We start from the raw sequence: 21,049 nt of genomic DNA on the forward strand, positions 1-21,049 counted from the left end.
CACTATCACAGCCTACGACCATAAATATTCCGGCAAATTGGAGCTAAGATTAGTATTTTCTGTTAGAATATGTTCGGGTGTCGGTCCATCGAACGGGCACCATCGTGGGTATCGGCCGTTTTTTGACCGATGGGCACGCAGTAGGGGTATGGACGACCGGAACGACGACCTCGCTGCGGCAATCCGTGAGTTGACCGCAACCCTGGAGTTACTGCGGGAGGAACTCGACGCACAGGGGCCGCGACGACCGCCGTTACGGCCGCCAACCCCTCGAGAGGTAACTCGGTTCGGCGACGAAATCGCGATTCCGGCGCTCATCGCACTGCTCGAGGCAAACGTTCGAGCGCTGAAAGCCCTCCAGCGGGGGCTCAAGGTCGCTCGTGCCGAACGCACGGCCCGCGGTGCAGCGACCGACGCTGCGGGTGATGCGGCCGATCGAACGAAACGTCGCTCGAAGGAACTTCGGGAGGCGACGCTCTCACATCTCGACCGGGCGCTGAACGAACTGCAGGATGCGGTTTCCGGCGGCTCGATCGAGACAGACGACCGCACACGAACGCTGCTCGAGGACGCCAAGCGCCTGCGAGCCGATCTGGATCAGCGACTGGCGTCGCTCGAAGCGGAGACGCACTCACGCGAGAGTGAATTCGACGGATCTGCTACCCGGATCGATATCGAATCCGGATCCGCTCAGTCGGACGATACCACCGACGTGGACGACCACCGGACGAACACGGCAGACGTCGACGTCGACGCCGAACTCGAGACGCTAAAGGATCAGTACGCCCCCTCGAGTGACGAGACTGACGAGAGCGAGGAGGCGAATGGCGAGGCGGGCGAATCTGAGTCGAGCGCGTCTGCAGACGACGGCGATGGTGCCAGTGATGTCGCTTCCAGCGGTGACGGCAATGACGGTACCGACGACGACAGCACCGACGGTACCGACGACGACAGCGACGACCCGGATACGACTGCCACCGGCAGTCGGTGACGTGAACGGGCTGTGCGTGACTGGTGGTCGGTGAGGGTCGACCCCTCGAGTGCGGCGAAGAAAACCATATAGAGGCCGTATATCCGTCGAATCAGAATTCCGTTTCGAGTCGAACCCCAAAATGGGTCAGACCGGCTCGAACCGGAAGCCGTCCCAGGCCTGGCTCTCGGTGAGTTTGATGCCGACACCCGGCTCGCGGAGTTCCTCGGCGTACACCGGCTGGACGGTGTCGCCGGACTCGACGTCGCCCGTCGTGAGCTGGCCGAGCGCCCGTACGGGTGGGTCGTCCGGGTCGGTGAGTTCCTCGAGGTCGAACTCGACGATTGCGAGGTGGTTCGGTTCGCGGACGCCCGGCGGCGTGGCGGTGCTGGTCGTCCAGGTGACGACGGTAGCGGTGTACTCGCTGAGGTCGACCGTCTCGACCGGTTCGTTGCCGTCGAGGCCGAGATGGTGTCGGGGGAACCCGATCGTTCCATCGGCGTAGCGAACGGCCTCCATCGGTGGTTGGTCGGGTTCGTCGTCGATTCCGCTTGCTCCGTGGTCTCCGCTTGCTCCGTCCGCTCCGTCCGCTCCGTCCGCACCCGTCATGCGCCCACCTCCATGATCGTCGTGATTACACAGTTGCCGAACCCACCCACGTTACAGCACAGGCCAACATCCGCGTCGACCTGTCGCGGGCCGGCCTCGCCGACGAGTTGCTCGTAGATTTCGACGCCCTGAGCGACCCCGCTCGCCCCGAGTGGATGGCCCTTCGACTTGAGGCCGCCGGAGGTGTTGATCGGGAGGTCGCCAGTGTCGCGCTCGGTTTCCCCCGCTTCGACTAGCCTCCAGGCGTCGCCGTGGTCTGCGAAGCCGAGGCCCTCCATCTGCAGGAACTCGAGGATCGTGAACATGTCGTGGAGTTCGGCGACGTCGACGTCCTCGGGGTCGTAGCCGCTCATCTCGTAGGCCGCCCGGCCGCTCTCGACGACGCCGTTCATGATGGTCGGATCGGGTCGCTCGTGGACGACGTGGGTATCCGTCGCGCCGGCGACGCTCGAGACGATGGCGTATTCGTCGGTGTACTCCCTGGCGACCGACTCGGAACAGAACAGGAGCGCTGCCGATCCATCGGTGATCGGACAGAAGTCGTAGAGTCGAAGGGGGTCAGCGACGATGGGTGACTCGAGCACGGTCTCGAGACCGACTTCCTTTCGAAACTGGGCGTGGGGATTGTCGACGCCGTTTTTGTGGTTCTTGACGGCGACCTTCGCCAGGCTCTCTCGCGGGGCGTCGAAGCGCTCGAGATAGTGGCGGGCGGTCATCCCCGCGAAGGAGGGGAGGGTGACGCCGTGTTTGTACTCCTCGGGGTGGGTGATCGAGGCGATGATGTCCGTCGACTCGCCGGTCGTCCGGTGGGTCATCTTTTCGCCACCGACGAGGAGGGTCATCTCGCTGGCTCCGCTGGCGATCGACTGCCAGGCGGCGTAGATGCCCGCACCGCCGCTCGAGCTGGTCTGGTCGACGCGCTGGGTGTACGCCGGCAGGAGCCCGAGGTCGTGGGCGAGCATGTTCATGATGCCGCCCTGCCCTTCGAACTCACCACTCGACATATTGGAGACGTAGCAGTGCTCGACGTCGCTCGGCTCGACGCCCGCGTCCTCGAGACACGCGATGCCGGCCTCGGCGAGGAGGTCTCGGATCCACGCCTCCCGCTGGCCGAATTGGGTCATCGACGCGCCGATGATCGCAACACGGTCGGTGTCCATGCGCGGACAGAGTACGCTCATTTATTTATATGATGAGGATCGGGCAGCGTTCGAACTACAATACTTCAGTTAGTGTAGTGTTTAAACTACAGTATCTCAAGCGTGAAACCTCGCCCTTCTGGGTGGCGAAGAGATCAAGAGACTGGTTGTGGAGCGCACCCGTATGGTGATCCTCACCACCGTCGACCTCGAGCAAGCGCCGGAGCGACCCATAACCGTCGGCTACGACCTCGCGACCACCTACGACGACACGCTGGTCGTGCTCTCGGTACTCACGGAGAGCGAGTACGACGAGCGCATCCAGAGCCGGGAGGAACTCCCCGACGAGTTCGAAAATCAATTCACGCCCGACCAGGCAGTCCAGTCCATCGCGAGCGAGGTTCGCTCCATCGTCAACCGTGTCGTCGGCGACGGGCACACCGACCGCGTCGAGACGCAGGGGGCGATCGGTGACCCCGCTCCGACGATCATCGAGGCGTCCGACGAACTCGATCCGCGGTACATCGTTGTCGGTGGCAGAAAACAGGCACCGGCGAAACAGGCGATCTTCGGGAGCGTCTCACACGAGGTGATGCGTAAGGCAGATCAACCCGTCGTGACGCTCGTCGAAGAGACCGATTGAGAGAGGACTGTCATACCGAAGTGCTGGCGATCGGTCATTTCAGGGGAGATCAGCGGTAGGTGACGACAACGATCAGCGCTGTGGAGGTGACGCTACCAGGGCTCGTTTTTCAGCCCCAATTTGTACGCGATCATGTTCGTCCCGACGTGCAGAATTGGCGTGAGCACGACGATGACGAGGATCACTCCCAGGGTGAACCAGGTCAGGAACCAGTCAGTTGCGAGCAGCGCCGTCAGCGGTAGCGACACGACGACGAAGTCGAGTTGATCGAGTCCCGGAAACATTGCTCCCCGCTGCCGCCCGGTTCGGCGCTTGAGAAACGACGCGAGTATGTCACCGAGCATCGCCCCGCCGGCCAGCCCGAGTGCCGCCCACGGGGTAAACGTCGGCACCTCGAATCCGAGTGTGCCACTGACGTCAGCGGCGATCATCGTCAGCCCACCAGCGAGAAGCAACCCGGCCACGATTCCGGCGGCGGTTCCCCGCCAGGTCTTCCCGTCACCCAGCAGACGCCGCCCGTTCAGCTCTCGACCCCCATCGATCGGTCGGCCACCCCCGGCGAGAACGGCTGCATTGTTCGGCACGTATGCGGGCAACATCACCCAGAAGGCGACACCGATCGTCTCGAGTACTGCCATATCGGCCCGAACGAGGTGCTGGCTCTTAATCACGGGTGGTTCCTCCAGCGGTTGTCGGATACCTATCGACCCGGACGAATCACAAACTGCCAAATAAGAGGACTGCACACGTTTAACTATGATCCCGCCTGTTGCGAGCCGATTCGTTGCCGGAGAGGAACCGGCAACCGCACTCGAGCACGTCCGATCGCTAAACGAACGGGAGATCAAAGCCATCGTCAACCTGCTGGGCGAACACTACGATTCCCGAGCGCCCGCCGAGGACGATGCAGCGGAGTATCGCACGCTGGTTCGGGACATTGCCACGTCGGATCTCGACGCCTGTATCTCGGTCAAACCCTCCCAGATCGGCCTCGACCTCGGCGAGGACGTATTCCGCGCCCTCCTCGAGGAAATCGTCGACGAAGCCGCCCAACGCGACGTGTTCGTCTGGATCGACATGGAAGATCACACGACAACGGACGTCACCCTCGACGCCTTCGAGGAGCTGACGACCGAAAACGACGGCGGTGTCGGTGTCTGCGTCCAGGCGAACCTCGAGCGAACCCGCGAGGACGTCGAACGGTTGGCCGAACTCCCGGGGAAAGTCCGGTTCGTCAAAGGGGCCTACAACGAACCGGCCGAAATCGCCTATAAGGACAAAGCCGAGGTCGACCGCGTCTACAGGGAGTTGCTCGCGTACGCGTTCGAGCACTTCGAGGATGGCGTCGCCGTCGGCAGCCACGATCCGGAGATGATCGAGTACGCGACCTCCCTCCACGAGGAACACGGTACTCCGTTCGAACTGCAGATGTTGATGGGGGTTCGCGAGGACACCCAGGAGGAACTCGCCGCGGAGTACGAAATGTGGCAGTACGTTCCCTACGGCGGCCGCTGGAAATCGTACTTCTATCGCCGCGTGATGGAACGCAAAGAGAACCTGCTGTTTGCCGCTCGAGCGGTTCTCGGTCGCTGAGCGGCTGAATGTACAACCGATCGACGGCCCTGTGCCGTCGGATCAACGGCCTCGTTGGAAGTGACCGACTGTTCCATTGCGAACGATCGACTGTTTCCCTGTGACCGACCGACTGTTCCCTTCTGATCGACCGACGGTACGTGACGACGCCCCCACTGAATCGACCCAAACGTCTCTGTGGCCGCTGACAAAGGGAAGGGCTGATAACCCCGTAGTGTGACTCCCATCACATGACCTCGTGGAAACGGGACTTTGCGAGCGGGCTGATCGTCCTCGGCCCCATCCTCATCACCCTTTACATTCTCTACTGGCTGTACGGGATCATCGCCGGTGTCACGCCCGGGCTGATCCTCGACGCCGACGTCCTCACGCCGCTGATTCCGGACGGGGCGTTCGAGGGGGCTGGCCGTACTCGCGAACAGATTGCCCAGTTCCTCCGCGTCGTCGTCGTCCTCACAGTGTTCATCATCCTCACGCTCTCGATGGGGTACCTGATGCGGACGACGGTCGGTGGGCTACTCGAGCGCGTCCTCGACAATCTCGCTAACCGTGTTCCCGGCCTTCGGGTCGTTTACAATGCGTCGAAGATGGCCGCCGAAACTGCCTTCGGTGAACAGGATTCCCTTCAAAAACCCGTCAAGCTCGAGACCTGGAACGGCCTGCGGATGACGGCGTTCAAGACGGGGAAGACGACCGACGACGACCGGGAAGTGCTCTTTTTGCCGACCTCACCGAATATCACCACCGGGTTCGTTATCGAAGTCGAGTCCGACCGGATCACGGAACTCGATGAGGACGTCGAAGACGCACTCACTCGCGTCCTCAGCGCCGGATTCGGTGATGCCGACCGTGGCCGTGGGATGGATGCTGGCATCTCCATCGACGTGATCGACGAACGGATGGCGAGTTCACCTGACTCGAGCCAGGAGGACGCCAAAGCCGAGGCCAACGACGACTGATCCCGGCACTAACGATCGCTTCGAACTGATCCCGACACTCACGATCGACTCGAGCCCCGGCACCAGGCACTGCCGAACGCCGAACGCCGGACGAACGGCGACGATTCCCAAAACACCTACCAGTCAGCGAAGCGTAGTACTCGTCGAACGTCTGTGTCAGAAGCCTCGCCATCGTACCTCCCTCGTCACCACCGCAAGCTGGTCACTCTCAGCGGCTGTTTTGGAGCCGTGCTCGGGTTTCTCGCGTTCGCCACACTCGGCGCACTCGGCGTTGGCTGGATCGGCTACGCGATTGGGGTTGTCGCTGCGATCGGGCTGGCCTGTCTGCTCCCGATGCTGGTGACGTCCCCGGTCTTGATGCGGGACGCGACGTCTACACAGGGATCCCTCGAGAATGCGCACCCGACCCCGCTCGAGCGGGCGTCGGCCGCAAAATCCGATTCCTCCAACACGGATCGCGATGGGCAGTCCGCACCCACGTCGACGGTGGATGCACAGAATCGACCTACCGTGGTGGACGTCTACGACCTCCTTCGGGAGCGATACGCCCGCGGTGAGCTTTCGGACGAGCAGTTCGAGCAGAAACTCGAGCGGTTGCTCGAAACTGACACGCTCGAGGCGAGTCGCGCGCTCATCGAGCAAGCACACGCCGATGAGGAGCGACCCGGTCGAATACGAACAGCACAGTCGGCGACTACCGATCGACAACAGCGCCTCGAGCGAGGCTCGAAGTGACGGCCGATGTCTCCCTGTCCACGACTACGTCGAGCCGAACCGGTGAAAACTGCGCGCAACCAGCCTCAAAGGAGCCGACTGCCGTGTGAGATACGATGGTAACGATTCTCGAGGTCGTCCTGATCGCGACGCTCGCCGGCTGTGCGACCGGGGTTGGAGCGCTCCCGGTGTTGATCACCGACCGGGTGAGCCACCGTCTGTACGACGGGGCGCTCGGGTTCGCCGCCGGGGTCATGGTCGGCGCGGCCGTCTTCGCGCTCGTCGTGCCGGGTCTGGAACTCGGGACGCCATTCGAAGTCGTCGCCGGGCTGGTCGCCGGCGGAGCGTTCTTGCTGATCACGAACGCCGCGCTCCCTCACCTCCACCTTCGGTTTCGTGAACACCAGCGGGAACTCGAGGGGACGACGCTCGTCGAGCCGGGGGTCGATCCCGAGCCACAGGTGGCTCGAGACGCTGACGGAGTCGGAGACGTTGACGATGCCGGCGGGGAGGAGGAACGTGATTCCGACGACCTTCGGCGTGCACTCCTGGTCGGAAGTACCGTCACGATCCACAACGTGCCCGAGGGGTTGGCCGTCGGCATCGCGTTCGCCAGCGGGGACGCGGCACTGGGCTTTGCCATCGCCACGGCCATTGCCATCCAGAACGTACCCGACGGATTCGCAATGGCCGTCCCTGCGGCTCGAGCGGGCGTCTCCGCCCCTAAAACGATCTTTTACACGACGCTTTCGGGTGGCGTGCCGGAACCGATCGCTGCCGCGGTCGGGTTCGCACTGGTCGCACTCGTCACCGGCGTTTTCCCCGTCGCGGCGGGGTTCGCTGCGGGCGCGATGATCGCCGTCGTGTTTCGGGAACTCGTACCCTCGAGCCACGGCCACGGCTATGCGGATACGGCGACGGCAGCGTTTCTGGCCGGATTCGCGGTGATGCTCGTCGTCGATACGGTGCTCGCGGTGTGATAGGGCATGGTGTACCAATGTACCGCCGAGCGCCTACCCCGTGGCGAACGCTCGGCAGTACGTGTCTACAACGATCCCTCTTGAATGGACGATGCTGGTCGTCGGCACTCCCGGTGAAGGCGAAGCCAACGGCCCGAGACGGCGATACGCTGACGCTGAATCACTCCGATTCGTCGTCGGTGTCGTTCTGAGCCGTCAACTCCTCGAGTCCCGGCGCTCGTCGCCTGACGACGAAGAGGACGACGCCGATCAGAATCAGGGGAATGACGATCATCACGACGAATATAAAGAGTATGACAGTGAGTTCGGGCAAGCCGGGTATACTCGCTGGAGTAACGAGACCGATCGCTGCAGCGAGCCCGGACTGGCGACCGTGCACGGTGCTAGCGAGAGAGCGCATGATACTCGAGTATCGGTTCAGCGATCACAAACCGGTTGCGGTTCACCGGTTGGCACCTGCTATGGTTTGCCGACCTGTAGTGTCGTATTTATTGAGTGTCATTCTGGAGACGCATCGCTCCAATTGAAGTCGGTGTGAACCCACCCCAGTAATCAATTGATCAACGTTATATTCTCAGCATCGCCATATTTGTCAGTGGGTTGGGTCGAAGGATTCTTATCGGTTACTCCCGTTGTCCCGATGATGAGTCAAGAGTCAAATCGGGGCCTCCAGCAGGGATTTCGACCAGAGACACCCCACAGCGCAGGGTCGCTGACCGTCGAATCCGGATTAGAAGCGCTTCGGACGAGCCCCGAGTTTGACGGGACGATCGAACCGCTCGATGGACTCGACGAATTCGAAACCTGCGAGCATATTGCGTTGTTCTATACGTCTCTCGAGGAGCGATTCGCCACTGTTACGCCGTTTATTCGTCAGGGTCTCGAGCAGGGCGAACGCGTCATGTACGTCATCGATACGCTCTCAGAGTCTACGGTTCTCTCGGAACTTCGTGGTGGAGACGTCGACATCGACGGTGCTGTCGAATCGGGCCAACTGACGTTTCACTCACTCGAGGAAACCTACCTTCGGTCTGGCCAGTTCGATTCCGATGATATGCTTTCGCTCTATGCCGATTGTATCGAGGAAGCGAAAGCGGAGTACCCTGGGCTTCGCGTCACCGCGAACACGAATTTTATCCTCGACGAGCATGCGACGATCGAGGAGTTCATGATTTATGAAAGCAAGGTGAACAATCTCTTTCAGGGAGAGGATTGTATCGCACTATGTCACTACGATTGTAATTCGATTCCGCCCAAAACGCTCGTGGACGTCATCCGAACGCATCCACACATCGTGTACAAAGACACGATCTGTCACAACTTCTATTACACCCCACCTGAGGAATTCTTCGATACAAATACGTCGATACGAGAGGTCGAACGAATGCTGAACACGCTGGTTGATCGCTCCGAGGCACGAGCCGAACTGAACGACACGATCCAGGAACTGGAGGAATCGAACGACCGACTCAAGCGGTTTGCGTACGTCGCCTCACACGATCTCCAGGAGCCGTTGCGAATGATTTCGAGCTACCTTCAGTTGCTCGAGTCCCGGTACGCGGACGAGCTCAACGACGAGGCATGCGAGTTTATCGATTTTGCCGTGGACGGTTCCGATCGAATGCGAGAGATGGTGGAAGGGTTACTGACCTACTCCCGAGTCGACATGGACGACTCGGCGTTCGAACCGGTCTCGTGTGAGGACATCGTCGATGACGTGCTGACCGACCTGCAGGTTCGAATCGATGAGACCGATGCAACGGTTTACGTCGACGCGTTGCCTCCCGTCGAGGGCAACGCACAGCAACTCGAGCAGCTCTTCTCGAATCTCCTCTCGAACGCGATCAAGTACAGTGGTGACGAGCCACCGCAGGTAGAGATCACCGCCGTTCAACAGGGCGATCGCTGTGTCTTCTCCGTTTCCGATAACGGGATCGGCATCGATCCGGCGTACGTCGATCAGATCTTCGAGATATTCAATCGCCTGCACTCGAACGAGGAATACCAGGGAACGGGACTCGGTCTTGCACTGTGTCGAAAGATCGTCAATCATCACGACGGAGATATCTGGGTCGATAGTGAGCCAGGGGATGGGACGACGTTTTACTTCACCCTCCCGCACTCCACGTAAGACCGTACCATGGACGACGAACCGCTGGAGGTGCTGGTGATCGAAGATAACCGTGGCGACGTTCGGCTGATCGAGGCTGGATTCGCCGAAAGTAGTGTCGACTGTTTCGTAACCGTCCTTGATAATGGAGAAGAGGCCCTCGACTATCTGTTTCAACGCAACGGGTACGAATCGACGGAACGACCGGATCTCGTCCTGCTGGATCTGAACGTGCCAAAACGGGACGGCAGAGCGGTTCTCGGACAGGTACAGGATGACTCTGATTTTTCCGCAATTCCATTTATCGTTCTTACCGGTTCGCAATCCAATAATCACGTTCTCGAAACGTATCACCTGGGGGCAGCGGGATATTTTGTGAAACCAGTTGACCCAAACGAGTTCATTTCACTCGTGGAAACGATCGCTGTCGCTCGCGTCTCGTCAGAGACAGTTCCGTCAGGAGAGTATGCGGATATCGATAGTATCACGTAAGCGTCCGTACCGCTCACTGTGGTACTTCGAATGTCACTCGAGTCCGAGGAACGACTCCGCGTTCTCCCAGAGGAGTTTTCGTTGAACGTCCTCGGGGAACTCGAGGGCACCGAACTGCTCGAGCCAGGGGTCGGGCTCGAGCATCGGGTAGTCGGTGCCGAACATGACCTTGTCGGCGAGCAGCGTCTTCGCGTAGTGGAGCATCTGGTCGTCGATGTATTTGGGCATCCAGCCCGAGAGATCCATGTAGACGTTCCCCTTCTGTTGGCAAATGGCGAGCTGTTCGCGTTCCCAGGGGAAGGCTGGATGGGCGATCAGGATCTGGAGGTCGGGGAAGTTCGCGGCGACGTCGTCGATCAACATCGGGTTGCCGTACTTGATTTTGAGGCCACGACCGCCGGGGGCACAGGCTCCGAGCGTCGAATTGCCGCCGTGGAAGACGACCGGAACACCCAGGTCTTCGATCGCTTCCCACAGCGGTTCGTGATCGGGGTCGGACGGGTCGAATCCCTGGGCGATCTGCTGGAATTTGAATCCCGAGAGATCGAGATCCTCGACACACCGGATGGCCTCCTCGACGCAGTCGTCTTTCAGCGGGTCGACCGACCCGAACCCGATGAAGAAGTCGGTGTAGGTGTCGCGCACCTCGGCGACGTAGTCGTTCGGAACCGGCGGGTTTCCGGTGTTCGTCTCGGCGTCCCAGCCGAGGAGGACTGCGCGGCCGACGCCCGCCTCTCGGTACTCCGCGATCATGTTCTCGTAGGTGTCGGTCTCGAGGTCGGCCCCGAATCGCTCGGCTGCGTCGCGCATCATCTCGCCGCCAGCGTCGTGGAGGAACTCGCTGGTCGGCTGGTGAGCGTGGGTGTCGATCGCTCGTGGCTCGTCTTCGGCCTCGAGCGCTGCCGGGCGTGTCATACTGGAGGGTCGTCAGGGGACGGTAAAAATTGCGCCGGTTCGTATCGCGTGTGTCGGTCGTCGACGCGAGTACGAACCTGGTGATTCGCCACGGCATTCAAGAGTCTTCCCGACGTACTCGATCGTATGGACAGCACCAGTCGAACGGAGGTGACCGGCCGGCATCCCTGACGTGGCTCCCTCCTGGTGGCTTTCGGGGCTCGCTCAGTACGGTTCCTCGAGACGATTCGTTGGCGATCGCTCGAGCGGCTGCTCTCGTCGATCGACCTGGTTCAGCGACGTGGCCACCGACCACACACAGCTTCTTGCATGACTCCAGACACGAATTCGGATACGGACGACGACACACTCGCTCTCGTCGCGAAACGCGTCGATTCGGGGGTGGCGGAAACGGAAGAGATCACGGATCTGGCTCGAGCCGCCGGCTACACGGTCGTCGGCGAGGTCACCCAGGTCAGACAGGCCGACCCAGCCCTCCAGATCGGGGAAGGAAAAGCGACCGAACTGGCCGAGACAGTGGGGCGAACGGGCGCACAGACGGTGATCTTCGACAACCGGCTCGGCCCCTATCAGACGTACAATCTCGGTCAACTCCTCCCTGAAGGTGTCGAGGTGATCGATCGATTCACGCTCATCCTCGAAATCTTCGGCCAGCGCGCCCAGACGCGAAAGGCTCAGTTGCAGGTCGAACTCGCCGAATTACGCTACGAACTCCCACGGGTGGAAGCGAAGGTGAGCCTCGCAAAACGCGACGAACACCCCGGATTCATGGGGCTGGGTGAGTACGACGAGAGCCGCGAACGGGACATCAAAGCTCAGATCAGCCGGATCACGGACGAACTCGCCCAGATCGAACAGGCCGAGGAACACCGACGCGAACGTCGCCGGGATTCGGGGTTCGACCTCGTTGCCCTCGCTGGGTACACCAACGCCGGGAAATCCACGTTGCTCCGGCGACTGGCCCGCGACCTCGAGGTCGACGAGAACGAGGAACGCCACCCTGATCTCGACCCGACTGCCGAATCGCAGGACAAGCTGTTTACGACCCTCGGGACGACGACCCGACGGGCAGACATCGAACCACGAAACGTCCTCGTCACGGATACGGTCGGGTTCATCAGCAATCTCCCCCACTGGCTCGTCGAGTCGTTCAAGTCGACGCTGGATTCGGTGTATCGGGCTGATCTCGTCTTGCTCGTCGTCGACGTGAGCGAACCGGTCGAGGAGATTCACGAGAAACTGGTCACCAGCCACGACACCCTTTACGAGCGGAACGAGGCACCCATCGTCACCGTCCTCAACAAAATCGACCGGGTGAGTGAGGAGGAACTCGCCGAAAAACGCGAGGCACTCTCGGGACTGGCGCCGAATCCGGTCGCCGTGAGTGCGCGCGAAGGAAACGACGTCGACTCGCTCCTCGAGCGCATCGACGCGGAACTTCCCGACTGGGAGGAAGAACACCTGGTGTTGCCGATGACCGACGACACGATGAGTCTGGTTTCCTGGATTCACGATCACGCGACCGTCGACGACGTCACCTACGGCGACGACGACGTCGTCATCTCCTTCCAGGCGCGCCCCGCGGTGATCTCCCGGGCGCGGTCTCGAGCGAGCGAGTTGCAGGCTCCCGAGGCGTAATGAACGTGTGAGGAACCGGCGAGGAAATTGCGATCTGCACCACTGACGCGAGCGCGAACCAGGCGCTCGAGACGGAGTATATATAGATAGGGGGTCGTTCCTGGGCGAATATATTCGGGAGAGGGTGTTAGGGGGTACGGAGACGAACGTGTTCGTATGGCTCAAGCGACGCTCACCGTCACGCTCCCCGAGCGGCTGTGGGTACAGGAAGTTTCGACCGCCCACCCGGAAGCAACGTTACACGTTCTGGCTGGCGTCCCCGGCGCCGAGTCAGGGTTCGCACTGGTTCGAATCACCGGGCCGAGCGTGGCCGAGGTACTCGAGGCGATGGACGACCACAAGCAACTGACCGAAATCTCGCTCATCCAGTGGAGCGACAACGAGGCGACGGTGCACTTCGAGACGACAGCACCGCTGCTGTTGTTCTCCTCGCGGAACTCCGGGATGCCGATCGAACTACCGGTGGAAATTCAAAACGGTGAGGCGACCATCGAGGTGACGGGGTCTCGAGATCGCCTGTCACAGCTCGCCGATCAGTTCTCACAGTTCGGATTGCAGTACCGTATCGACAACCTCCAGGAACGGCTGCACGACAGTCAGTTGCTCTCGGAGCGCCAGCACGAACTCCTCGTCGCGGCGGTCGAACAGGGCTACTACGACACGCCGCGACGGTGCTCGCTCACCGAACTTGCCGAGTGCCAGAACATCGCAAAATCGACGTGCAGTGAGACGCTCCACCGAGCCGAGGAAGCCGTCATCAAGCAGTTTGTCGACAACCTCGCCAACGTAGATACCCAGTCGGGCAAGGAAAAATCGCTCGCGCAGTAACGACTGTTCGGCTGAATGTCAATCACGCACCCGACATCGGAGATCATCGGTTCTCCTGTTGACTGCTCTCGCTTTCGTCACGTCTCGATTGGTTCTCGCTCGGGGAACGACTCGAGAAACCGACGAATCATCGTACCCACCTGTACGCGCCAATCCGCAAGCAATCACAGGTTGGGACTGAGTTCATGACGAAAATACGAGGGGGTGAGACTGCGCTACGAGTCGTCGTTCGATATGAGACCCGGTCGAAAACGGTGACGCGCCGGCCGAGAAGATGACGGCGGTCATGTCCAGAACGCGCCGTTGGTGCGATGTGAGTCGACCATCCCCATCTCGATGATCGTCAAGGCGGGTGTTCGATCATCGGTACGGGGATAGCCGTTCGGAGTATATCCGAAGCCGGCATTCGATCGTTCACAGCGGATCAAACAATAGTTTGTGACGAACATAATCGGGTGGGTTCCCAGGGGTTGGAAATCACCGAGGATGACCTATCCCGTACAGTACGTATCCGTCTCCGAGGCTCTACAATGACTGGATACGACACAAGCAAGCGGCGATTTCTGCAAGCGACCGGTAGCGTTCTTGCCGTCGGCGTACTCGCCGGTTGTCTCGGCGGTGACGACGATAACGGTGGGAACGGCAACGGCGACGACAACGGCGGGAACGGCAACGGTGATGACAACGGCGGCACCGACGACGAGTACGACTTCGGCGACTGGTTCGACAACGTCGACAACTACGACGGCGTCGAGGATCACACCGGCGAAGACGAGGTGACCGTCATGAACGGCACCGGCCCGAGCGGCTACCAGTACGATCCGCCAGCGATCGTCGTCGACCCCGGTACGACCGTCGTCTGGGAGTGGACGGGCGACGGCGGCGGCCACACCGTTACCGAGGACGACGGCGAGTTCGACAGCGGCATGCTCTCCGACGCTGGCGAAACCTTCGAACACACCTTCGACGACGAGGGGACGTACCGCTACTACTGTGAACCACACGTCAACATGGGACAGAAAGGCGTCGTCGTCGTCGAATAATTCCAAGAGTCATGAATACGACAATCACTCGACGGAAACACACTCCGGGGTGTCAGCAGCGATGAGTGTGGACGACATCGAGGCTACGGACGACGTCGACGCTGCGGACACACTCGATGCACTGCACACCGACGAATGGGAAGCCGAGATGCGCGACCTCCTCGAGGACGGCGATGCGGACGTCGACCTCGGGATGGCGATGGCGAAAGACGCCCAGCGGCTCGTCGCCGGCGAGCTTACCGAAACCGAGTTCGCCGAGCGATATCACGACGCCGTCGTCGAGGAGTTCGACGTCGACGACGCACAACTTCCGGAGGCGCTGGCATCGCTCGATGTCGAGGACGCTGACGATCTCGACGACGCCGCACTGGCCGACCGGCTCGCCGCCCTCGAGGACGGCGACATGGATCGCCGTGAGGTGATGAAGAAGATGGGGGCAGCGGGGATGTTCCTCGGTCTCGGCACCTGGGCGACGGTCGATGGTACCGACGAGCCGAACGCTCAGGTCAGTACCGCTGATACGGACGGCCCTGGCACCCAGTACGGCATGGTCATCGACCTCGAGAAGTGTGACGGCTGTCTCGCCTGCGTCGTCGCCTGTAGCCAGGAGAACAACACCTCCGCGGGCGCGAACTGGATGTACGTCTTCACGTACGAGGACGACCACCAGGACGGCGAGAACTTCCTGGTTCGAACCTGTCAACACTGTACGGACGCGCCCTGTGAGAAGGTCTGTCCGACCACGGCGAGACACACCCGGACGGAAGACGGGCTGGTGCTCACCGATTACGACGTCTGTATCGGCTGCCGGTACTGCCAGGTCGCCTGTCCGTACGGCGTGAACTACTTCCAGTGGGGCGAGCCGGATACGCCAGGATCCGAACTCGATCCGAACCACGTCTACGACGGCCGTGATCGCCGCGTCGACAGCCGGCCACCCAAGGGCGTGATGGGTAAGTGTACCATGTGCCCCTCCCGCCAGGACGGCAAGATGGGCGAGGACAAAGTCGGGACGACCGCCTGCGAGGACGCGTGTACGATGGACGCGATCCACTTCGGCGACATGAACGACCCCGACAGCGATCCGAACCAGTACCTCGAGCGGGTTCGAAGCGAGAACCCAAACGACCGCGAATACTACCCGAACCGAACCCCGGACACGGTCAACACGTTCCGGCTGCTCGAGGAACTGGGCACCGACCCGAACGTCGTCTTCGTCGGCAACGAGCCGGGCCCGAACGCGAAGCAGGTCGACGGGCCGGTCGCGTACGAGGACATCGGTGAGGTCGACCGCCGGAAAGAGGTGCTCGACGACGGCACGTTCGCCGGAGGTGTCTCACCGTGAGCACCAGGACGCCGAGCAGCGCCGACATCCTTCGACCGCTGCAGAACACGTCGAAACGGTTCTATCTCGTTTTCGCCGTAGCGGCGCTCGCGTTCGGCCTCTTTCTGGCCGGCTGGATCTACCAGTTGCAACACGGCCTGATCGTTACTGGACTGGCCGACTGGGGCTCGAGTGGCGGCGTCACCTGGGGGCTGTACATCGGCGCGTTCATCTGGTGGGTCGGCATCGCCCACGGGGGGATCATCCTCTCGGCGGCGGTTCGACTCCTGAAGATGGATCGGTACATGCCCGTGGCCCGTCTCGCCGAGTTGTTGACGATCGCTGGCCTCTCGGCGGCTGGCTTCTACATCATCGTCCACATGGGTCGGCCCGACCGGATGGTGACGAGCATTCTGGGCAACTATCACGTCACCGTCCACAACTCGCCGCTGGTGTGGGACGTGACCGTCATCACGCTCTACTTCGTGATGACTGCGACCTACCTCTTGTTGACCCTCCGGTACGACGTTACCCGGCTGCGTGAGGGACTTCCCAACCGGTTTGCCCCTCTCTATACGCTGCTGACGCTGGGCTACACCGAGAAGGAAGACGAGGTCGTCGAGCGGATGGTCTGGTGGCTCGCGCTCGCGATCATCATCATGGCGCCGCTGTTGCTCCACGGCGGGGTCATCCCGTGGCTGTTCGCACTGATCCCGACGATGCCGGGCTGGTTCGGCGCGATTCAGGGGCCACAGTTCCTGACGATCGCACTGACCTCTGCGATCAGCGGCGTCATCATCCTCTCGTTCGCCTTCCGAACGGCCTACGACTGGGATCACATCATCACCGACGACATTTTCCGGGGACTCACCCTGTGGCTCGGGTTCTTCGCGATGTTGTTCCTGTGGCTGCAGCTTCAGCAGCTGGTCAGCGGCGGATTCGCCGCCCCGCTCGACCAGGCAGCGACGTTCGATTCGAAGGTTTCCCACCCAGCGTACGTGATTCCGATTGTGATGGTCGGACTCACGCTCGCTTACATCTTCGCACAGACGGTTCGACCGTCGCTGTTCACTAAAACGCGTGCGATCGTCGCCGCCGTGGCGGTGCTCATCGCGACGCTCGTCGAGAAGGTGTACTTCGTCGTCGCAGGCCTGATGTACCCGACGTTCGGCCTCTACGAGGCCACGCCGGGATCGTACTTCCCGAGCCTGATCGAGATCTCGTCAGTCGTCGGAACGATCGGTATGGTCACGCTGTTCTTCTTGCTCGTGGCGAAAGTGATCCCGGTCGTCGAACTCCACGCGATCGAACACCTGAACGAGAAACGCGAGAGCGAGCACGAAGGCGACTCGGAACCGCTCGCTGAACCCGCGACTGAACCGGAGGTGACGGCATGACCACCGGCTTCCCCGGCCCCGGAACGGTGCTCATCTTCGCCGTCATCCTCGTCCCGGTGTACGTGATGATAGCCGCGTGGTTCTTCGGCAAGCCCCGCGATACGAAGATGGCCGCACTCGGCCTCGGCTACCTCGTCGGCCTGACGACGCTGCTCTGGGTCGGCATGTTCATCAAGACGGTGGTGATCGACGTCATCTTCTTCTGACCGTCACCGCTGTTCGAGATTCCGACGTACAGCACCGCTCGAGGTATCGCCTGCCAACTATCCCCGACTATCGACCCTCCACACTTACCAACCCACCACCCATGACACTCACTGCAGACACACTCCGAACCCGCCTCGCTGACGTCGTCGACCCGACGCTCGAGAAAGACATCGTCTCCCTCGGCCTGATCAACGACATCGCGATCGACGACGACACCGTCCGCATCTCGCTGGCGTTCAACTCGCCGTACGCACCGACCGAAATGACCATCGGCAACCGCATCCGTGAGGTCATTTCCGACCTCGACGAGGATCTCGAGATTGACCTGCGCGCTCACGCAGGTGAAGCCCAGGGCTTCGACGAGGAGATCCTCCCGCGAGTCAAGAACGTCATCGCCGTCACCAGCGGAAAAGGCGGCGTCGGGAAGACGACCGTCGCCGCGAACCTCGCCGCCGGACTCGAAAAGATGGGCGCTCGAGTCGGTATTCTCGACTCGGACATCCACGGGCCGAACGTACCACGGATCCTCCCGATCGAGGACGAACCGGGCGTCACGCCGAACGACGAACTCGTCCCGCCGCGCTCCGACGGCGTCCGCGTGATGAGCATGGGCTTTCTCACGCGCAACCAGGACGACCCGGCGATCCTCCGGGGGCCGATGGTCAACAACATCATGACCCAGTTCCTCCAGGAGGTCGAGTGGGGGCTCCTCGACTACCTGATCGTCGACCTCCCGCCGGGAACCGGCGACGCCAGCCTGAACCTCCTCCAGATGATGCCGGTCACCGGCGCGGTCATCGTCACGACGCCCCAGCAGATGGCCGTCGACGACACCAAGAAGGGACTGCGGATGTTCCAGGAACACGATACGCCGATTCTGGGTATCGTCGAAAACATGTCCACGTTCCAGTGTCCGAGCTGTGACGACGAACACGACCTGTTCGGCCGCGACGGTGGCTCGTCCATTAGCGACGAGTACGACGTCGAGTTGCTCGCGAAACTCCCGCTCCACCCCGATTTCGGAGCCGATGATGCCGAGATCCCGCTCGTCAAAGACGAGGAGAGCCCGGTGCAGCCAGCGATTCAGGAACTCGTGGAGACGGTCGCCGACCGAATCGGCACCGTCAACCGGAAACGAGTTGGCGAAGCTACGGGGGTCGAGACGGCGGAGTCCGTGCCGCTCGAGGCTGATCAGTAACGGATTAGAAGCGAATTCGTCGACCTTTCCGTTTGTGAACCATCGTTCGCTCCTGCCGATCACACGAACACGAGCGAGGAACGTCCTGATCGAGCAGCGTCGTCGCGGGTTCGAACCGTGAAACGCGAGAACGTAGCGGGAACGTGATCAGGCTACCGGATGTGGCCGCTCTCTCACCCCTCGTTACTCGTCCGGATCCGCCGCGGTCTTCTGCCTGCGAAGCCACTCGAGACCGAGAGCACCGCCGATGAGCCCTGTGCCGGTCGTGAATCCTGGCGACCCGTCCGCGTCATCCGTCGACTCGGTGGCGGCGGATTCCTCAGTCCCCTCGGTGTCGGAATGTTCGTCTCCAGACTCGTTTTCGTCCTCGGGATCGCTCGTGTCCGCATCACTGTCGGTTTCGTCGTCAGCAGGACACTCGCAACTGTCGTCGCTGTCATCCGTATCGTCTTCCCCAGTGTCGTCGCTGTCGTCTGCATCGTCTTCCCCGGTGTCGTCGCTGTCATCCGCATCGTCTTCTCGATCGTCCTCTGCGTGCAGCTTCCACAATTCCCCGCTTCGACTCACATAGACGGCGTTTTCGTCGGCGACGATGGCCGTCTCGGCACCAAACCACTCACGCTCGTCGAAGACGTATCGCCACAGTTCCGCACCGGTCTCGAGATCGAACGCCATCACCCGATCCTCGTCGTCTTCCTCGTCGGGCATATTCACCGAGTCGGGCCCAAAGGCTGTGATGACGGTGTCTTCGACGAGCTCCGGCAAACTATGGTATGCCTCGAGCGTCCACGCAAGTTCCGCACTACCGGAGAGGTCCCACGTCGAGAGGCTCCCGTTTCTCCCGGTGGCGAAGTACGTCTCATCGGTAATGGTGTGGGTGAGCGTGATGGACGTGCTCCCGACCACCTCCTGGGTGGACATCTCGTAGAGATACGTGGCGTCGTATCCCGGGAAGATGCCGACGTGACCGGATCCGGCGGTGAGGAGGGTTACCGACTCGTCGTGGTCGACCGTGACCTGGGTCTCACCCGTTGCCGGATCGAGGCCAGCGAACATCCCGGCGCGACCGGTCGCGTACGACGAATCGAACACGTAGACGGCGTCCTCGGCGACGTCACCAAGCCGCAACTCTTCGGCCGTTTCCTCGCCATCCTCGGTTTCCACTGTCACGCTCTCTCGTTCCCAGCGGATCGACCCGTCGTCGGCATCGAGCGCGTAGACGGTGTCGTCACTCGAGATATAGACCGTTCCGTGGCCGATCGCCATCTCGAGGCTGCTGATTTCGCTCTGCCACCGAATTTCGCCCGTCGCTACGTCGAGAGCCTGTATCGGGTCGGCGGCCACGTACAGCGTGTCGCCGTCGATAGCGACCGATCGCCCGGCCCCGATATCGTCGGTTTTCCACGTCAGGGAACCGTCCTCGGCGTCGATTCCGTACACCCGACCGTCCGAGAGGGTGTAGACCCGGTCGTCGTCGGTTACGGTCGCGCTGATGGTGTGTGGGCCGTCGTATTGCCAGGCAACCTCCGTCGGCCGATTGCCGTTCGAACTATCGTCTCCGTTCCCATCCCCTCCATCTGCTGCAGTTGCACCGATCGGTGCGAGGACACCGGTCGTCGAAAGCGCTGCACCCATCGCGAGCACATTGCGGCGATGCCAGTCAGGCATATCGTGCTCCTCTCCCAATTACCTCATTATTATCCGGAAACTATGCCGACTTGAGTAATGGAAAACTGTTTCATCTGTTTGGACAAGTACGAATACCAACAGGAGAATCGGTGGCCGAGACTGAAACTATCAAAATGCGTGGGACGGTTCGACCGTCGATCCACCCACGTAGCGACGTGAGTGCCTACTCGTCGGTCGCTCGAGGGGCTAACACCAACAACGCTGTACTGTCCTCGAGCGCCTCCGGAGAGACGTCCTGGTTTCCGTCGAATCGGACGACTTCTCCGGCTGTCACCTCATGAACCGTGTCGCCGAGCGTGACGTCTACTCGGCCCTCGAGGAGGTGAAACACGATCTGTTCCTCGGGGTGCTGGTGGGCCGGAACGGATTCACCAGCCTCGAGCGAGAGCCTGATCGTCAGCGGGTCGCCCTCGAACACCCGTGCGTGGGGAGCCCCCTCGAGGGCGTCGAGTTCTGTGCGTTCGGTCGGCGTGACAGGATACGTCGTGTCGGAATCGGAGGATGCCATACACCGGTATTTGGACGGATCCCGGAAGGGCCTTTACCCGAACTGATTCGGCGAAGATAATCGTTCCATGTCGTTGCACCAGATCCCCACGCT

The 21,049-nt window shown here is 61.4% G+C and carries 21 protein-coding genes; 15 read left to right on the forward strand and 6 right to left on the reverse strand.

The features are described from left to right. The first annotated feature begins 148 nt into the window (after positions 1 to 148). The gene (locus NGM68_RS16770; protein ID WP_252699367.1) at positions 149 to 991 is read left to right on the forward strand and encodes a DUF7547 family protein; all 843 of its coding nucleotides are present in this window, start codon (positions 149 to 151) and stop codon (positions 989 to 991) included. A gap of 126 nt (positions 992 to 1,117) precedes the next feature. On the opposite strand, the gene NGM68_RS16775 is transcribed toward NGM68_RS16770, so the two are convergent. Next, positions 1,118 to 1,489, reverse strand: a complete 372-nt coding sequence (locus NGM68_RS16775; protein ID WP_252701448.1) for a PhlB family protein — start codon at positions 1,487 to 1,489, stop codon at positions 1,118 to 1,120. Positions 1,490 to 1,575: 86 nt separating this feature from the next. After that, positions 1,576 to 2,739: a thiolase family protein gene (locus tag NGM68_RS16780; RefSeq protein WP_252699368.1), complete on the reverse strand. Its 1,164-nt coding sequence runs from the start codon at positions 2,737 to 2,739 to the stop codon at positions 1,576 to 1,578. Between the two features lie 163 nt (positions 2,740 to 2,902). Here NGM68_RS16780 and NGM68_RS16785 point away from each other — a divergent pair, with 163 nt between their 5' ends. Further along, the gene (locus NGM68_RS16785; protein WP_252699369.1) at positions 2,903 to 3,361 is read left to right on the forward strand and encodes a universal stress protein; all 459 of its coding nucleotides are present in this window, start codon (positions 2,903 to 2,905) and stop codon (positions 3,359 to 3,361) included. 92 nt (positions 3,362 to 3,453) lie between these two features. On the opposite strand, the gene NGM68_RS16790 is transcribed toward NGM68_RS16785, so the two are convergent. Beyond that, on the reverse strand, positions 3,454 to 3,999 hold the full coding sequence (locus NGM68_RS16790) for a CDP-2,3-bis-(O-geranylgeranyl)-sn-glycerol synthase (RefSeq protein WP_252699370.1): 546 nt from the start codon (positions 3,997 to 3,999) through the stop codon (positions 3,454 to 3,456). Between the two features lie 118 nt (positions 4,000 to 4,117). Between NGM68_RS16790 and NGM68_RS16795 the strand changes: the two genes are divergently transcribed. From NGM68_RS16795 to NGM68_RS16820, 6 genes are all read left to right on the forward strand, one after another. Next, complete coding sequence (locus tag NGM68_RS16795) at positions 4,118 to 4,954, forward strand: proline dehydrogenase family protein (RefSeq protein ID WP_252699371.1); 837 nt, start codon at positions 4,118 to 4,120, stop codon at positions 4,952 to 4,954. A gap of 230 nt (positions 4,955 to 5,184) precedes the next feature. Further along, positions 5,185 to 5,913, forward strand: coding sequence for a DUF502 domain-containing protein (locus tag NGM68_RS16800; RefSeq protein WP_252699372.1), 729 nt, complete (start codon positions 5,185 to 5,187; stop codon positions 5,911 to 5,913). A gap of 153 nt (positions 5,914 to 6,066) precedes the next feature. Then, positions 6,067 to 6,648 (forward strand): SHOCT domain-containing protein, encoded by a 582-nt coding sequence (locus NGM68_RS16805; protein WP_252699373.1) that lies wholly within the window; start codon positions 6,067 to 6,069, stop codon positions 6,646 to 6,648. A gap of 95 nt (positions 6,649 to 6,743) precedes the next feature. Continuing rightward, positions 6,744 to 7,607 carry a ZIP family metal transporter gene (locus tag NGM68_RS16810; RefSeq protein WP_252699374.1) on the forward strand — a complete coding sequence of 288 codons (864 nt, stop codon included), beginning with the start codon at positions 6,744 to 6,746 and terminating at the stop codon, positions 7,605 to 7,607. Positions 7,608 to 8,250: 643 nt separating this feature from the next. Beyond that, positions 8,251 to 9,738, forward strand: a complete 1,488-nt coding sequence (locus tag NGM68_RS16815) for a sensor histidine kinase (protein WP_252699375.1) — start codon at positions 8,251 to 8,253, stop codon at positions 9,736 to 9,738. 9 nt (positions 9,739 to 9,747) lie between these two features. Then, positions 9,748 to 10,209 (forward strand): response regulator, encoded by a 462-nt coding sequence (locus NGM68_RS16820; protein ID WP_252699376.1) that lies wholly within the window; start codon positions 9,748 to 9,750, stop codon positions 10,207 to 10,209. A 33-nt stretch (positions 10,210 to 10,242) separates the two neighbouring features. Here NGM68_RS16820 and NGM68_RS16825 read toward each other — a convergent pair whose 3' ends face one another. Then, positions 10,243 to 11,124 carry an amidohydrolase family protein gene (locus tag NGM68_RS16825; protein WP_252699377.1) on the reverse strand — a complete coding sequence of 294 codons (882 nt, stop codon included), beginning with the start codon at positions 11,122 to 11,124 and terminating at the stop codon, positions 10,243 to 10,245. Between the two features lie 309 nt (positions 11,125 to 11,433). On the opposite strand from NGM68_RS16825, the gene hflX reads away from it, so the two are divergent. From hflX to NGM68_RS16860, 7 genes are all read left to right on the forward strand, one after another. Beyond that, entirely contained in the window at positions 11,434 to 12,762 is a 1,329-nt protein-coding gene (hflX, locus tag NGM68_RS16830; RefSeq protein WP_252699378.1) for a GTPase HflX, read from the forward strand. Positions 12,763 to 12,918: 156 nt separating this feature from the next. Next, positions 12,919 to 13,590 (forward strand): helix-turn-helix domain-containing protein, encoded by a 672-nt coding sequence (locus NGM68_RS16835; RefSeq protein WP_252699379.1) that lies wholly within the window; start codon positions 12,919 to 12,921, stop codon positions 13,588 to 13,590. A 530-nt stretch (positions 13,591 to 14,120) separates the two neighbouring features. After that, the gene (locus tag NGM68_RS16840) at positions 14,121 to 14,633 is read left to right on the forward strand and encodes a halocyanin domain-containing protein (RefSeq protein ID WP_252699380.1); all 513 of its coding nucleotides are present in this window, start codon (positions 14,121 to 14,123) and stop codon (positions 14,631 to 14,633) included. Positions 14,634 to 14,694: 61 nt separating this feature from the next. Beyond that, entirely contained in the window at positions 14,695 to 15,978 is a 1,284-nt protein-coding gene (locus NGM68_RS16845) for a 4Fe-4S ferredoxin N-terminal domain-containing protein (RefSeq protein ID WP_252699381.1), read from the forward strand. Next, the gene (gene nrfD, locus NGM68_RS16850; RefSeq protein ID WP_252699382.1) at positions 15,975 to 17,354 is read left to right on the forward strand and encodes an NrfD/PsrC family molybdoenzyme membrane anchor subunit; all 1,380 of its coding nucleotides are present in this window, start codon (positions 15,975 to 15,977) and stop codon (positions 17,352 to 17,354) included. The genes NGM68_RS16845 and nrfD overlap by 4 nt, the downstream gene beginning before the upstream one ends. Beyond that, positions 17,351 to 17,560 carry a hypothetical protein gene (locus tag NGM68_RS16855; RefSeq protein WP_252699383.1) on the forward strand — a complete coding sequence of 70 codons (210 nt, stop codon included), beginning with the start codon at positions 17,351 to 17,353 and terminating at the stop codon, positions 17,558 to 17,560. The genes nrfD and NGM68_RS16855 overlap by 4 nt, the downstream gene beginning before the upstream one ends. A 101-nt stretch (positions 17,561 to 17,661) precedes the next feature. Next, entirely contained in the window at positions 17,662 to 18,759 is a 1,098-nt protein-coding gene (locus NGM68_RS16860; RefSeq protein ID WP_252699384.1) for an Mrp/NBP35 family ATP-binding protein, read from the forward strand. A 183-nt stretch (positions 18,760 to 18,942) separates the two neighbouring features. Here the strand turns inward: NGM68_RS16860 and NGM68_RS16865 are convergent, their stop codons facing one another. Together NGM68_RS16865 and NGM68_RS16870 are read right to left on the reverse strand one after the other, a co-directional pair. Continuing rightward, positions 18,943 to 20,427 carry an outer membrane protein assembly factor BamB family protein gene (locus tag NGM68_RS16865; protein WP_252699385.1) on the reverse strand — a complete coding sequence of 495 codons (1,485 nt, stop codon included), beginning with the start codon at positions 20,425 to 20,427 and terminating at the stop codon, positions 18,943 to 18,945. Positions 20,428 to 20,611: 184 nt separating this feature from the next. After that, positions 20,612 to 20,956, reverse strand: coding sequence for a cupin domain-containing protein (locus NGM68_RS16870; RefSeq protein ID WP_252699386.1), 345 nt, complete (start codon positions 20,954 to 20,956; stop codon positions 20,612 to 20,614). Positions 20,957 to 21,049 lie beyond the last annotated feature (93 nt).

Origin of the sequence: Natronosalvus vescus, assembly GCF_023973145.1 — an archaeon.
In the GTDB taxonomy this organism is placed as follows: domain Archaea; phylum Halobacteriota; class Halobacteria; order Halobacteriales; family Natrialbaceae; genus Natronosalvus; species Natronosalvus vescus.